Raw genomic sequence first — 14416 nt, forward strand, 5'->3', positions numbered from 1 at the left:
GGACGGGGCGCCGGTGTCAGAACGTGGGCGAACGTCCCTCGAACGGCGTAGACAGCACCACCGTGGTGCGAGTCGACACCTTCGCCGCCTCTCGGATCCGCCGCAAGAGGTCCTCCAGCGCCAGCGGCGACTGGACGCGCACCAGCAGGATGTAGGACTCGTCGCCGGCCACCGAGTAGCACGACTCGATCTCCTTGATGTGCTGGATCCGCTGCGGGTAGTCGTCCGGCGCCGCCGGGTCGTTCGGCGTCAGCGAGATCAGCGCGGTCAGCGGCAGGCCGATCTGCTCGCCGTCGAGCCGCGCGGTGTAGCCGAGGATGACCCCGCGCTGCTCGAGGCGGCGCACCCGCTGGTGCACCGCCGACACCGATAGCCCGACGCGTTCGGCGAGGTCGGTGAAGCTGCGCCGCCCGTCGGCCGCGAGCTCCTGGACGATCGACTGGTCCAGCGGCTCCAGGCCGCCGGTGGTCATGCGTCCAGCACGACGAGCTCGTGCGGCTGGTTGTTGACGGACTCGACGCCGTCTTCGGTGACGATCACGATGTCCTCGATCCGGGCGCCCCACCGGCCCGGCTGGTAGATGCCCGGCTCGACGCTGAAGGCCATGCCCGGCTCCAGCGGCAGCGCGTTGCCGGCGATGATGTACGGCTCCTCGTGCACGTCGAGGCCGATGCCGTGCCCGGTGCGGTGGATGAAGTACTCGCCGAACCCGGCCTCGGCGATGACCTGCCGCGCGGCGGCGTCGACGGCCTCGGCGGTGACGCCCGGCTTGACGGCGGCCACCGCGGCGGCCTGCGCCCGCTGCAGCACCGCGTAGGTCTCGGCCACGTCCGCGTCCCGCGGCTCGCCGACGGCGTAGGTGCGGGTGGAGTCGGAGTTGTAGCCGGCCGGCAACGGACCGCCGATGTCGACGACCACGACGTCACCCCGCTCGATGACGCGGTCGGAGACGTCGTGGTGCGGGCTGGCGCCGTTCGGCCCCGACCCGACGATCACGAAATCGGCCTGCACGTGGCCTTCTTCCACGATGGCCGCGGCGATGTCGGCACCGACCTCGGCTTCCGTGCGGCCCGGCCGCAGCCATTCGTGGACCCGCGCGTGCACGCGGTCGATCGCCGCACCGGCCTCGCGCAGCGACGCGATTTCGGCGGCGTCCTTGCGCATCCGCAGCTCCCGCACGACGGGCCCGGCGAGGGTCTGCTCGGCGTCCCCGAGCGCGGCCCGCAGCGCGAGGACGTGCAGGGCGGGGGTGAAGTCGCTGACGGCGACCCGCCCGGGCTTGCCGAGCCGGTCGGCGACGAGTTCGTAGGGGTCGTCGCCGTCGACCCAGGTGAGCAGCTCGACGCCGAGTTCACCGGTGGGCACGTCGGCGTACCCGGGCGCCTCCAGCTTCGGCACGACCAGCGCGGGAGTGCCCTCGGCCGGGACGACGAGGGTGGTGAGCCGCTCGAAGGAGCCACCGGCCTGCCCGAGCAGGTACCGCAGATCGGAGCCGGGCGCGATCAGCAGGGCATCGGTGCCCGCGGCGCCCGCGGCAGCGCGGGCACGGTCCAGCCGCGCCCGCAGGGCGGCGGCATCGGGAGCGGGCGTGTGAAGGGATCGGCGCGACATGAGGCCGAGCCTAGTGGGACGGCGGCGCAGGCGAACGCGCCCGGGGCCACGACATGCCGGGCCGGGTGACGCGGCTCCCCCGGGCTGGGTCGCGGAAGGAGGTGATGGCCGGGCCGGGTGCCCCGGCTACCCCAGGCCGGGTCGCGGAAAGAGGTGAACAATTTCCGCCGCGGTCCTCCAGTGCGGACCGAAAACCGCCGCCGCCCCGCACCTTCGCTCGTGCCGAGTCGCGTGGCTCGGCGCTTTCGCCGTCCCCGGCGTGGCAGGCTGTGCGGGTGACCGGACCACTTGCCCTGCTCGACTCCGCGAGCCTGTACTTCCGCTCGTTCTTCGCCCTGCCCGACTCGATGCGCGCCGCGGACGGGACGCAGGTCAACGCCGTGCGCGGGTTCGCCGACACCATCGCGCGGATCCTCACCGACCGGCGGCCCGCCCGGCTGGTCTGCTGCCTCGACGCCGACTGGCGGCCGAAGTTCCGCACCGATCTGCTGCCCAGCTACAAAGCGCACCGGGTGGCCGAGGAGACCGGCAGCGGCCCGGACGTCGAAGAGGTCCCCGACACGCTCACCCCGCAGGTCCCGATCATCCTCGACCTGCTCGAAGCGTTCGGCTTCGCCACCGCCGAAGCCGCCGGCTACGAGGCCGACGACGTCATCGGCGCCCTCGCCACCCGCGAGAAGACCGATCCCGTCGAGGTCATCACCGGCGACCGGGACCTCTTCCAGCTCGTGCGCAACGAGCCGTCGCCCGCTTCGGTCATCTACGTCGGCAAGGGCTGGGCCAAGGCCGAGGTGCTCGGTCCGGCCGAGATCGCCGAGCGCTACAGCCTGCCGCGCGAAACCGCCGGGCCGGCGTACGCGGACATGGCCGCCCTGCGCGGCGACCCCTCCGACGGCCTGCCCGGCGTCGCGGGCATCGGCGAGAAGACCGCCGCCAAGCTGATCACGCAGTTCGGGTCGCTCGACGCCCTGATCGCCGCGGCCACGGCCGGGGACTCGGCGGTCCCGCTCAAGACCCGGCTGCGGCTGAAGGACGCCGCGGACTACCTCGCCGTCGCCCCGACCGTCGTCCGCGTGGCGGTCGGCGCGCCGGTCGAGCAGTCGCGCCCGGACACCGTGCCCGCGACGCCGGCCGACCCGGAGCGGGTCGCCGAACTGGCCGAGCAGTGGAACCTCGGGAACTCGGTCGAACGGCTGCTCAAGGCCCTGCCCGGCGCCTAGAAGTGCGTGCCGCACCACGGTGCGGCGACGGTGGTGAACAGCTCGTCGGCCCGCCCGGTCGCCGCCGGGTCGCGGACGTCGATCCGGCCCGCCTCCGCCAGCGCCGTCGCGCTCCACTGCCCGAGGTAGAGCATGCCGAGCGTGTCGACGTCGAGCACCAGGTCCGCGGGCGCCGAGGTGCGGCCGGCGCCGTCCGGGCCGATCTCGTAGTGCCCGGTGTTGGCCGGCAGCAGCCGGTCGGTCACCGCGAGCACCACCGGGTCCGCCGCGCGGTAGCCGCGGGCGGCGAGCGCGGCGGCGACGTCGACCGGCCGCAGCCACAGGTCGTCCTCGACGGAGAGGGTGGCCGCGTGCCGGTGATCGGTCAGCAGCAGGGCGAGGGGCTCGTCGACCGGGCGGTGCCGGGCGCGGACCTCGGAAACCAGGTCCACCGACAGCAGGTACCGCCAGAGCGCGGCCCGCGCGACCGGACCGGCGGCGTGCAGCTCGTGGACGTCGAGCACCGCGCCGTGGTCGGGTGCGTCCACGGACCGGCGGCTGACCGCGGCGTACACGGCGAACCCGTCGTCCCCGTCGGGTCCACTGTGGACGGCCACCAGGCGTTCGTCCGGGTCGACGTGCCGGTTGTGCGCGATCGGCCACCACAGCTCCGGCCGCCCGATCATGCCCGGCCGGTGCAGCCCGATCCGCCGGTACAGCGCCGGGATCTCCCGCACCGCTTCCTCGGGCGTCAGCAGCCGGACGTCGCCGCCCGCCGCCACCCGCTCGTGCAGCCGCGCCGCCGGCCGCTCCACGCGCAGTGTCTTGCCGAGCGCGGCCGAGCCGTAGCCGAACCGGCCGTAGATGGTCGGTTCGCTCGCGTGCAGGACGGCCAGCGGCAGCCCGCGCGCGGCGAAGTCCGCCAGCTGCGCGGCCATCATCGCGCTGAGCACCCCGCGCCGGGTCCGATCGGCCCGGACACCGACCCCCTCGACCGCGGCGGCGGGCAGGGTCCCGCCGGGCACGGCGATCTCGGTGTCGAAGGAACTCACGATCCCGATCGGCATCCCGCGGTCGTCGAACGCACCGAACTTGCCCGCGGCGGGCCAGGACTCCCCGATCCGATCCCACAGCTCGTCGGTGACGCGCGGGGAGTGCAGCGCACGGCGGAGCAGGTCGAACGTGCTGCGCCGCTCTTCCTCGGTGATCGGGCGAACGTCGAAGTCGGTCATGCCTCCGGATCCTGCCGCCCGCCGCGAGGTCCGGCACCCGGTTTTCCGGCACGCTCGGAAGTGGCTGCCGCTCCAAGCCGCCACACCGGTACCGAACAACCCGGCCCGCGGCAGGATCGCGGGCTTGGACCCGGGCCGCCACCCACCCAGGGACGCCGCCGGCCGGTCCGCCGCTCCGCGCACCACCCCGGCTCAGAAGTGGCTGCCGCTCCAAGCCGCCACACTCGTGGCGAACAACCCGTCCGCAGCCGCCGGCGCCGCCGGGTCGCGGACCTCGATCCGGCCCGCCGCCGCCAGCGCCGACGGGCGCCACGTGCCGAGGTACGCCATCGCCAGCGTCGTGACGTCCAGCCGCAGGGCCGCCGGCCGGTCCGTGCGGGCGGCGCCGTCCGGGGTGATCCGGTACTTGCCGCTGTTGTGCGGCAGCAGCGGGTCCGTCACCTCGACGACCACCGGGTCCGCGTGGCCGTAGGTCCGGCCCGCCAGCGCCGCCGGGACGTCGACGAGCCGGATCCAGTGCTCGTCGCCGATCCGGTCGACGTTGCCGGTCCGGTGGTCGGCCAGCAGCAGCTCGATCGGGTCGTCCAGCGGCCGCGAGTCGGCGACGATCCGGTCCACGAGGTCGACCCCCAGCAGGAACCGCCACAGCCCCGCGTACGCGCTCGCCGAGCCGGCGAACAGGTCCCAGAGCTCCATCGTCTTGGTCCACGGCGGGGCGAGCGGGGCGTCGACGCGGTAGACGGCGAACCCGTCCGGCCCGCCCGGGCCGTGGTGCACGACCGCCTTCACCGGCGAGGTGTACCGGCGCAGCTGCGTTTCGTAGAGCCGCCACAGCACCTCCGGCCGGGTCATCATCCCCGGCCGGTACGCCACGCCGTCGTACACACCGGGACACACTTCCAGCGCCCGGTCGAGGTCCAGCAGTTCCAGCTCCCCGCCGACCGGGGCGTCCGGGCGCAACCGCGCGCGGTGCCCGTCGAGGCTGTAGGTGCGGCACCGCGTCGCCAGGCCGTAGCCGAACCGGCCGTAGATCCCGGCCTCGGACGCGAGCAGGTTCGCGAACACGATCCCGCGCCCGGCGAAGTCCTCCAGCTGCGTCGTCATCATCGCCCGCAGCACCCCGCGGCGGGTGCGGTCGGCCCGGACGCCCACGGACGTCACCCCGGCCATCGGCAGCCGCGCCCCGCCCGGCACCGACAGCTGCGCATCGAACGACCGCGCGGTCCCGATCAGCTCCGGGTCGAACGCCCCGATCGCGCCCCCGGGCGAGTAGTACCGCGCCGCGTACACCCATTCGGCGTCGTCGGAAGGCGGGTAGTGCACGCTCTCCCGGAACAGGTTGCTCGCCGCCCGGTGCTCCTCGGTGCCCAGCGTCCGGATCTCGAAGTCACTCATGCGGCGGATCATCTCCGGAAACGACGAAGCCCGGCCACCGGAAATCCCCGGCGGCCGGGCTTCGGCACGCTACTTGGCGACCGGCGGGGAAACCTCGTAGTTGCCGCCGTCACCCTTGACCGTGATCGGCACCTGCTGCGGCTTGCCGGCGATCGTGGCGGTGCACTCGAACTTCGCCCCGTCCTCCACCTTCTGCTCGGCGGGGCAGGTGACGCCGGTGACACCGTCGATCTTGTACGTCTCGGTCAGCAGCTTCTGCACGTCGGTCTGCATCTGGGTGTTGTTGAAGACCTGCGTCTTGAAGAACCCGGGCGTGACGAACCCGAGGACGAGCACGACGGCGACCACCACGATCGCCGCGACGGCGCCGATCAGCAGGCCCTTCTTCGACTTCGCCGGCTTCTCGCCCTCCGGGGCGCCGGGGAACTGCTGCTGCTGGCCGTAGTCGTACTGCCCGCCCGGCTGCTGCCCGTACTGCGGCTGCGCTTGCGGCCCGCTCTGCGGGTACGCCCCGCCCGGCTGCTGCCCGTACTGCGGCTGGGCCTGGGCCCCGCTCGGCGGGTACCCGCCGCCGGGCTGCTGGCCGTAGGGCGGCGGCTGCTGACCCCACTGCGGCTGCGGCGGGGCGTACCCGCCCGGCTGCTGCCCCCACTGCGGCGGTTGTTGCTGGGGCTGCTGCGGCTGGCCCCATTGCTGTTGCTGGTTCGGGTCGTAGGAAGGCTGTTGCGGCTGCCCCCACTGCGGCTGCTCCTGCGAGCCGCTCGGCGGGTACGCGCCGCCCGGCTGCTGCCCGTAGTGGGGCTGCTGTGGGTCGTTGCCGCCATACGGCGTGCTCATCGTCTGCCTCCGCCTGCTTCACTCATCTCGCTGTCCACCCCGAAACACCGGCAAGCCGCGCACACACGGTGTCGCAGGCGATCCAACCACAGGTCGGAGCCGAGCACACGTGCCCACGCTCACCGCCACCCCACCGCCGAGCTGGGCTAACACCGAGTTCACGCGGCGCCCGCGGCCACGACCCCGCGCCGGAGCGCCTTCACCGCCTCGGCCGCCGCCGCCCCGACCGGATCGGCCTTGCCCAGCACGTCCCGGATCTGGTCGAGCAGGTCGATCACCTGACGCGACCAGCGCACGAAGTCGCCCGCGGACAGTTCCTGGCCGTTCGCCTCGGCCGCCGTCAGCACCTTCTCCAGGGATTCACCCCGCGCCCAGCGGTAGACCGGCCACGCGAACCCGGCGTCGGGTTCCCGCGTCCGGTCCAGCCGGTGCCGCCGCTCGTCCTCGGTCAGCTCGACCCACAACCGCGCCGTCTCCTGCCACGCCTCCGGCACCGCCCCGCCCGGCAGCCGGGGCTCGCCGGCGGTGTCGCGGCGGGCCTCGAACACCAGCGTCGACACGACCGCGGCCAGCTCGGCCGGGTTGAGCTTGCGCCACACGCCGTGGCGGATGCACTCCGCGGCCAGCAGGTCCGACTCGCTGTAGAGCCGCGTCAGCCGCCGCCCGTGCTCGGTGACGCGGTCTTCGCCGTCCCCGGCCGATTCCGGCCCCAAATAGCCGCGCTCGCCCAGCAGCGCCAGGATCCGGTCGAACGCCCGCGCCAGCGAGTGCGTCGTCGCCGCGACCTTCCGCTCCAGCTGCTGCGTTTCGGCGGCCAGCCGCTGGTAACGTTCGATCCAGCGCAGGTTCGCTTCGCGCTCGGCCAGCCCGTGGCCGGGGTGCGCCCGCAGCGCCCGCCGCAGCGCGGCCAGCTCCCCGTCCTCGTTCGCCCCCGACCGCCGCTTCTGCCGTCCCGGCAGCGAAATCCCCGCGTTCCGCAACGCCGAGGCGATGTCCCGGCGCGTCCGCGGCGACCGCAGCTCGATGTGCTTCGGCAGCTTGATCCGGCCCAGTGCCTCGACCGGCGCCGGGAAGTCGGCCACCGACAGCGGTCCCGACCACCGGTCCTCGGTCACCACCACCGGACGCGGCTCCCGGATCGGGTCGAGCCCCGGATCGACCACCACGGCCAGCCCCGCCCGCCGCCCGGCCGGCACGGCGATGACGTCACCCTTGCGCAGCTTTTCCAGCGACTCCGCGGTCCCGGCCCGCCGCACGGCCGTGTTCTGCCGCGACAACGCCTTTTCCCGCGCCGAAATCTTCGCGCGCAGCTCGACGTACTCCAGCATCTCGTCGAAGTCACCGGTCACCGCGGCCGTGTAGCCCTTCAGGGCTTCCTTGTTCCGCTCGATCCGGCGCGCGGTCCCGACCACCGACCGGTCGGCCTGGAACTGCGCGAACGACTGCTCCAGCAGCTCCCGCGCCTCGGCCGCGCCGACCTGCGCCACGAGGTTGACCGCCATGTTGTACCCGGGCCGGAACGACGACCGCAGCGGATAGGTCCGCGTCGACGCCAGACCGGCGACCTGCTTGGGGTCGACGCCCGGCTGCCACGCCACGACGGCGTGCCCCTCCACGTCGATGCCGCGCCGCCCCGCCCGGCCGGTGAGCTGCGTGTACTCCCCCGGCGTCAGGTCGACGTGCGCCTCGCCGTTGTACTTCACCAGCCGCTCGAGCACGACCGTGCGCGCCGGCATGTTGATGCCGAGCGCGAGGGTCTCGGTCGCGAACACGACCTTCACCAGCCCGCGGACGAACAGCTCCTCGACGGTCTCCTTGAACGCCGGCAGCAAACCGGCGTGGTGCCCGGCGATCCCGCGTTCCAGCGCCTCGCGCCACTCCCAGTACCCCAGCACACCGAGGTCGCCCTCGGGCAGGTCGGCCGTGCGCTGCTCGATGACCCGCCGGATCTCCTCGACCTCGCCCGGCCCGTTCAGCCGCAGCCCCGACCGGACGCACTGCGCCACCGCCGCGTCGCAGCCCGCGCGGGAGAAGATGAACACGATGGCCGGCAGCAACCCGGCCCGGTCCAGCTGCTCGACGACGTCGACCCGCGACGGCGGCCGGAACCGCGGCATCCGCGGCGGCGCGCCCCGCCGGCCCCGCGGCCCCCGGAACCCCGCCGGCGCGTACTGCCGGCCGATCTCCTCGGTCCGCCGCAGCAGGGTCGGGTTGATCCGCAGCTCCGCGCCCGGCGCGTGCACGTCGTCGCCGGCGAACAGGTCCAGCAGGCGGTTGCCCACCAGCATGTGCTGCCACAGCGGCACCGGCCGGTGCTCGTCGACCACGACCGTCGTGTCGCCCCGCACCTCCACCAGCCACTCGCCGAACTCCTCGGCGTTGCTGACCGTCGCCGACAGCCCCACCACGCGGACGTGTTCGGGCAGGTGCAGGATCACCTCTTCCCACACCGCGCCGCGGAACCGGTCGGCCAGGTAGTGGACCTCGTCCATCACGACGTAGCCGAGGTCGGTGATCGTGGAGGAGCCGGCGTAGAGCATGTTGCGCAGCACCTCGGTGGTCATCACGACCACCTGCGCGTTGCCGTTGATCGAGGTGTCCCCGGTCAGCAGGCCGACGGCGTCGGTGCCGTAGCGGGCCACGAGATCCGCGTACTTCTGGTTCGACAGCGCCTTGATCGGCGTCGTGTAGAAGCACTTGCGGCCCTCGGCGAGGGCGAGGTGCACGGCGAACTCGCCGACGATGGTCTTGCCCGCCCCGGTCGGCGCGCAGACCAGCACGCCGTGGCCGTCTTCCAGGGCTTCGCACCCGCGGATCTGGAACTGGTCGAACTCGAAGGACACCTGCGCGGCGAAGCGCGTCAGCTGGGGGTACTTCCCGCGGCGCGCGGAGGCCGCATAGGCCTCGGCCGGGGACGGAGAAGGGCTACTGGCCACGTCGTCAGGGTTTCACACACCTCCGGCTGTTCGCACGTTGCGTGCGTCGACCCGCCGTACAAGTCGTTATACATCTGGCGGGAGCGCGGAACCGGTTCGCGGCCGGCGGCGTCGGAGCGGGCATGACCGAACCGTGCCCGAGCTGCGGCCTGCTGGACCGGGTGCAGCACGTACCCGCGGCCTACCACGGCGGCCACTCGTACTTCCGCGGCCGGGGCCCGGCGGTCGCGGTGCCCGCGGGTGACGGCGTTGTGGTGACGAACAGCCAGGTCAGCGGCGTGTCGGTGACGGCGGTCGCCCGGGCGCTGGATCCGTTCCCGCCCCGGCGCCGCGGCGGCGGCGTACTGGTGGTGGCAATCCTGCTGGCCCTGGTCGGGAGCTGCTTCCTCCTGCTGCCGTTCTGGGCGTCCGACGCCCCGCCGCCGGGTGGCGCGGCGGCGAAGGCGCTGGGCATCGCCCTGTTCTCGCTGCCGTCGGCGTGCGTGTACGCCGCGGCGGGCGTGCTGGTCTGGCTGTACGCGCGCCGCGTGCGGGCCCACCGGAGGCAGCAACGCGGGGTCCCGGCGGCGCAGCAGGTGTGGGAGCAGGGCTGGTTCTGCCACCGCTGCGGCGGCGTGTACTTCGCCGACGCGGGCCGCCTGCTGACCCCGGCCCACTTCCGCCAGCTGGTGGCCCGGGCGGGCGGCTACGACCGTTAGCCCCCCAGGGGCACTTTCACGTGAAAGTGCCCCTGTCTAAGCCAGCACCGTGAGCGCGCCCGGTACGCAGTTCGCCGTCACGGGGACCACGCCCTGCGGTTCGCCGTCCGCATACGCGGGCCACGTGTTGCCCGCGAGGGTGACCGAGCGGGCGCGCAGCGTGCGGACCGCCGGGTGGGTCAGGTGCTTGCCGGTGCGCAGGCCCGGCAGCATGCGGACCAGGCCGCGGCGGGTGGCGTGGCCGATGATCGTCACGTCGAAGACGCCGTCTTCGGGGTCGGCCGTGGGGCAGATCGGGACGCCGCCGCCGTAGAAGCGGGTGTTGCCGATCGCCACGAGGGTCGCCGCGAGCTCGATGCGGTCGGTGCCCGTGTCGACGACCACCGGGCGGGAGCGGAACGCGGCCAGCTCGGCCAGGATCGCGACGTCGTAGCGGCGCGGCCCGGACGGCCAGCGCATCCGGTTCGCCCGCTCGTTGACGCTCGCGTCGAACCCCGCGCAGAGCACCGTGGCGAACCAGGTGGGGCCCACGCGGCCGAGGTCGATCCGGCGGCGGGCGCCCGAGCGCAGGGCCGCTACCAGCGCGTCCACCGCCGGGAGCGGCTCGCCGGGGATGCCGAGGGCGCGGGCGAAGTCGTTGCCGGTGCCCGCCGGGACCAGCCCCAGCGCGACGTCGTTGTTCGCGCAGAACTGGACGCCCTGGTGGGCGGCGCCGTCGCCGCCGAGCACGATCAGCACGTCCAGGCCGGCGGCGTGGGACGAGCGCATCAGCGCGCGGGACTCCTCGACCGAACGGGCGACGAGCACGTCGAGGCGGTCCACGGCCGTGCGCAGCCGCTCGGCGACGGTGTCGGCGATCCGGGCGGCGGCGCCGTGCCCCGACGCCGGGTGCACGGCGAGCGCGGCGTGGAGCCCCACTACGTGACGTCGTCGGTGCTCGACCGGCCGCCGGACGCGGTCGGGGTGGACGGCTCGTCGTCGATCGTGCTGGGCGTGTAGTCGAACGGCGCGGCTTCGTCGTCGGCGAGCTGGTCCCAGCCCTCGTCGGCGCGGGCCTTGTCGAGCTTGCGGTCGTGGAAGCGCGCCATCTGGACGGCAATCTCGAAGAGCACGGTCAGGGCGCCGGCCAGGCCGAGCATCGAGAACGGGTCCGAGCCCGGCGTGGCGAAGGCGGCGAAGACGAACAGCGCGAACACGATGCCGCGGCGCCACTTCTTCAGCTGCACGTACTTGACCACGCCGACGCGGTTGAGCATCACCACCAGCAGCGGGAGCTCGAAGCTGATCCCGAAGATGACCAGCAGCGACAGCAGGAACGAGATGTACTTGTCCGCGGTCAGCGCGGTGACGAACGCGTCCTGCCCGAAGCCCATGAGCAGCTGCAGGGCGTGCGGGAAGAGGATGTAGGCGAGCACGGCGCCCGCGGCGAACAGCACCGACGCGAACCCGACGAACGTCAGCGCGTACTTGCGTTCCTTGCTGTACAGACCGGGCGCGATGAACGCCCACAGCTGGTACAGCCAGGCCGGCGACAGGAGCACGGCCCCGGCCGCGATGCCGACCTTCAGCTGCGTCATGAAGGCTTCGAACGGCACGGTCTGCAGCAGCCGGCACCCCGCGGCGCTGTCGAGCCGGCGGCTCGGCGGGATGGCGCAGTACGGGTCCTTGACGAGGTCGCCGAGCGACGGGATCGGCCCGATGTTGGTGCCGAACCAGATGAACCCGAGGATCCCGCCGATCACCACCGCGAGCAGCGCGAAGCCGAGGCGGCGGCGGAACTCGTAGATGTGCTCGATGAGCGTCATCGTCCCGTCGGGATTGGCCCGACGGCTGCGCTTGCGCCGCTTCGACCGGCGGCTGTCACCGTTTCCGGAGGCGGATTCCGCCACGGGTTGTTCCGTTCTCATCGGAGTCCGCGCAGAGCGCGCCGGGGACGGCGCGCTCCGCGGACCGGGGACCAGGTGGGGCTGGAACCGCTCAGCTGGCGTTCTTCTGGGTCTGGTCGGCGGCCTGCTGCCGCTTCAGCTCGTCGAGCTGGCGCTGCAGGTCGGCCACCTGCTGGTCGGTCGACGTCGCGGCGGGGGTGGCCGGGATCTGCTTGGTCTCGGCGGGCACGGCGTCTTCGTGCGCCGCGGGCTTGTCGCCGGTGAGGTCCTTGGTCTCGGCCTTGAAGATCTTCATGGACTTGCCGATGGACCGGGCCGCGTCGGGAAGCCTCTTGGCCCCGAACAGCAGCACGACGACGAGCACCAGGATGATCAAATGCCACGGCTGCAATCCGTTCAGCATGGTGGCCTCCTATCTGCGTCTGGTAGGGATGTTACTGGTTTTCGGGCTTGCGGTGGCGTTGCGCGAACGCGACGCGCAACGCCGCCGACCGGGCGCGGACGAGACCCGCCCGGTCCTGGGTGTGCGCAGTCACCATGCTTGCGGTCCGCCGGAAGGCACGCAAGACCTTGGCGGTCCGCACCAGCAGGACCACGAGCAGGGCCAGGCCGATCACGATCAGCGCAGCGGTGGGCAGGTACGGCACGGCGCCAGCCTAGTGGTCGCAGGTTGACGGAAGGTGACGGGCTCGGGCCACGGCGTCGGCGGCCCGGCGGCCGACGTCGGACGCCAGGTCGGCCGGGCTTTCCACCAGCGCTTCGCCGCCCAGCCCCAGTACCAGGCGGACCATCCACGACTGGTCGGCGTAGCGCATCCGGATCCGCAGCCGGCCGCCGTCGAGCTCGTCGAGCTCCTCGCACGGGTAGTACTCGGCTACCCAGCGTGCGTCCGGATCGAGGACCAGGACCGCCTCCCGCTGGTCGGGACGCTCGCGAAAGACACCCTCGGAGATGTCGGTCGGGTGGGCGTGCGCGGGCGGGCGCGACGGCTCCGGCAGGATCGCCAGCTCGTCGATCCGGTCGAGCCGGAACAGCCGGACGCCCTCGGCGCGGCGGCACCAGGCCTCCAGGTAGCCGACGGCCTGGACGATCAGCAGCCGCATCGGGTCGACCGTGCGCTCGGTGATCTGGTCCTTGGACGCGGTGTAGTAGCGGATCCGCAGCGCCCGCCCCTCCTGCAGCGCGCGGGCGACCTCCTCGCGGGTCCGGGCGGTCTTCTTGCCCTCGCGCACTCCCCCGCCGACGACCACGCCGGCCGGCTGCGCCTGCCCGGCCGCGGCTTCGATCTTGGCGATGGACCGGCGGACGGCGTCGCCGTCGACCACGCCGGGCGTCTCGGCCAGCGCGCGCAGCGCCACGAGCAGCGCGGTCGCCTCGCCGCCGGTGAGCCGCAGCGGGCGGCTCATCCCGGCGTCGTGGGTGACGACGATCGTGTCACCCTCGAAGGACAGGTCGATGAGGTCGCCGGGGCCGTAGCCGGGCAGCCCGCACATCCACAGCAGCTCGAGGTCCTTGCGCAGCTGCTTGGGCGTGACGTCGAAGTCCTGTGCCGCGTCGTCGATGCGGACGCCCGGGCGCGCCAGCAGGTAGGGCACGAGCGCGAGCAGTCTCGGCATCCGGTCGGTGGAGGCGCTCACCGGGCGCTCACCTGCCGGGCGACGACGGCTTCCAGCCGGTCCTGGACGCTCTTGGCCAGCACGTCCGGTTCGAGCACCACGACGTCCGGGCCCTGGGCGCTGATCCAGTCCGCGGCCGACTCGGGGTAGAGCAGGCCGATCTCCACGAGGTCGCCCTCGTCGCCGTCGACGGTGGCCCGGCCGACGACGGTGCCGCGGCGGCGGACCCCGGCCGCGCGGCCGTCGGCGACCCAGACCCGGGCGGTGGTCACCGGCGCCGGTTCGCTCTCGCCGGTGGCCGTGACGAGCTTGAGGAGGTTGACGCCCTCGGGGCGCCGGACCTCGCCGGGCCTGCCGACCGGGCGGACCTGGCCGGTGACGCGGGAGAGCCGGAAGCAGCGGGTGGCGCCGCGGTCGCGGTCGTGCCCGACGACGTACCAGCGGGCCCGCCACGACACCACGCCCCACGGCTCGAGGGTGCGCATGATCCGCTCCGGGGAGCCGCTGCGGCGGTACTCGAACCGGACCGCCTGGCCGTTCTGGACCGCGGCCAGCAGCGGCCCGAACGCCGGCTCGGCGCGCACGCGCGGCTCGACCACGGTGGGCGCCTGGTCGTCGACCTCCAGCCCGGCGGCGCGCAGCTTCACGAGCGCGCCCTGCGCCTGGCCGGTCAGCTCCGGGGAGTCCCACAGCCGGGACGCCAGCGCGACGGCGGCGGCTTCGTCGGGGGCGAGGTCGATCTCGCCGAGTTCGTAGTCGCGGCGGGCGATCCGGTAGCCCTCGATCGCGTCGAACGCGGAGTTGCGGCCGGTTTCCAGCGGGATGCCGAGCTCGCGCAGCTCGGTCTTGTCCCGCTCGAACATCCGGAAGTAGGCGTCGTCGCTGGCCGCGTCGCCGTACCCGGGCACGATGCCGCGGATCTTTTCGGCCGTGAGGTACTGCCGGGTGGACAACAGGGCCAGCACCAGATTGACCAGCCGTTCGGCGCGTGCGGTGGACACCCGGT

General features: G+C 73.4%; 14 protein-coding genes. 2 read left to right on the forward strand and 12 right to left on the reverse strand.

What is annotated here, in order from left to right; genetic code table 11:
- Positions 1-16: 16 nt before the first annotated feature.
- Both ACLJPY_RS47295 and ACLJPY_RS47300 read right to left on the reverse strand, forming a co-directional pair.
- The gene (locus tag ACLJPY_RS47295; protein WP_043786019.1) at positions 17-472 is read right to left on the reverse strand and encodes an Lrp/AsnC family transcriptional regulator; all 456 of its coding nucleotides are present in this window, start codon (positions 470-472) and stop codon (positions 17-19) included.
- A complete protein-coding gene (locus tag ACLJPY_RS47300) occupies positions 469-1611 on the reverse strand; it encodes a M24 family metallopeptidase (RefSeq protein WP_410597563.1) in 1143 nt (380 codons plus the stop codon). Before ACLJPY_RS47300 ends, ACLJPY_RS47295 begins: the two co-directional genes overlap by 4 nt.
- Positions 1612-1886: 275 nt before the next feature.
- On the opposite strand from ACLJPY_RS47300, the gene ACLJPY_RS47305 reads away from it, so the two are divergent.
- Positions 1887-2831: a 5'-3' exonuclease H3TH domain-containing protein gene (locus ACLJPY_RS47305; protein ID WP_410597564.1), complete on the forward strand. Its 945-nt coding sequence runs from the start codon at positions 1887-1889 to the stop codon at positions 2829-2831.
- Here the strand turns inward: ACLJPY_RS47305 and ACLJPY_RS47310 are convergent.
- From ACLJPY_RS47310 to ACLJPY_RS47325, 4 genes are all read right to left on the reverse strand, one after another.
- Positions 2828-4042, reverse strand: coding sequence for a GNAT family N-acetyltransferase (locus ACLJPY_RS47310; protein WP_410597565.1), 1215 nt, complete (start codon positions 4040-4042; stop codon positions 2828-2830). The two genes, ACLJPY_RS47305 and ACLJPY_RS47310, sit on opposite strands and share 4 nt — an antisense overlap.
- A gap of 192 nt (positions 4043-4234) precedes the next feature.
- Positions 4235-5437, reverse strand: a complete 1203-nt coding sequence (locus ACLJPY_RS47315) for a GNAT family N-acetyltransferase (RefSeq protein ID WP_410597566.1) — start codon at positions 5435-5437, stop codon at positions 4235-4237.
- Positions 5438-5506: 69 nt separating this feature from the next.
- Positions 5507-6274: a DUF4333 domain-containing protein gene (locus ACLJPY_RS47320; protein ID WP_410597567.1), complete on the reverse strand. Its 768-nt coding sequence runs from the start codon at positions 6272-6274 to the stop codon at positions 5507-5509.
- Between the two features lie 158 nt (positions 6275-6432).
- Positions 6433-9210, reverse strand: a complete 2778-nt coding sequence (locus ACLJPY_RS47325; protein ID WP_410597568.1) for a DEAD/DEAH box helicase — start codon at positions 9208-9210, stop codon at positions 6433-6435.
- A gap of 122 nt (positions 9211-9332) precedes the next feature.
- Here ACLJPY_RS47325 and ACLJPY_RS47330 point away from each other — a divergent pair, with 122 nt between their 5' ends.
- Positions 9333-9908, forward strand: a complete 576-nt coding sequence (locus ACLJPY_RS47330; RefSeq protein WP_410597569.1) for a hypothetical protein — start codon at positions 9333-9335, stop codon at positions 9906-9908.
- Between the two features lie 36 nt (positions 9909-9944).
- On the opposite strand, the gene ACLJPY_RS47335 is transcribed toward ACLJPY_RS47330, so the two are convergent.
- The 6 genes from ACLJPY_RS47335 to ACLJPY_RS47360 form a co-directional block, all read right to left on the reverse strand.
- Complete coding sequence (locus tag ACLJPY_RS47335; RefSeq protein ID WP_410597570.1) at positions 9945-10826, reverse strand: diacylglycerol/lipid kinase family protein; 882 nt, start codon at positions 10824-10826, stop codon at positions 9945-9947.
- Positions 10826-11797: a twin-arginine translocase subunit TatC gene (gene tatC, locus ACLJPY_RS47340; RefSeq protein WP_410597571.1), complete on the reverse strand. Its 972-nt coding sequence runs from the start codon at positions 11795-11797 to the stop codon at positions 10826-10828. Before tatC ends, ACLJPY_RS47335 begins: the two co-directional genes overlap by 1 nt.
- Before the next feature lie 88 nt (positions 11798-11885).
- Positions 11886-12197 (reverse strand): Sec-independent protein translocase subunit TatA, encoded by a 312-nt coding sequence (gene tatA / locus ACLJPY_RS47345; protein ID WP_410597572.1) that lies wholly within the window; start codon positions 12195-12197, stop codon positions 11886-11888.
- Positions 12198-12228: 31 nt separating this feature from the next.
- Positions 12229-12441 carry a bacteriophage holin gene (locus ACLJPY_RS47350; RefSeq protein ID WP_410597573.1) on the reverse strand — a complete coding sequence of 71 codons (213 nt, stop codon included), beginning with the start codon at positions 12439-12441 and terminating at the stop codon, positions 12229-12231.
- Between the two features lie 9 nt (positions 12442-12450).
- A complete protein-coding gene (locus ACLJPY_RS47355) occupies positions 12451-13431 on the reverse strand; it encodes a helix-turn-helix transcriptional regulator (RefSeq protein WP_410597574.1) in 981 nt (326 codons plus the stop codon).
- A complete protein-coding gene (locus ACLJPY_RS47360; protein ID WP_410597575.1) occupies positions 13428-14411 on the reverse strand; it encodes a helix-turn-helix transcriptional regulator in 984 nt (327 codons plus the stop codon). Before ACLJPY_RS47360 ends, ACLJPY_RS47355 begins: the two co-directional genes overlap by 4 nt.
- Between the last annotated feature and the right edge of the window lie 5 nt (positions 14412-14416).

The sequence above is a fragment of the Amycolatopsis sp. lyj-23 genome, assembly GCF_046549135.1.
Taxonomy (GTDB): Bacteria; Actinomycetota; Actinomycetes; order Mycobacteriales; family Pseudonocardiaceae; genus Amycolatopsis.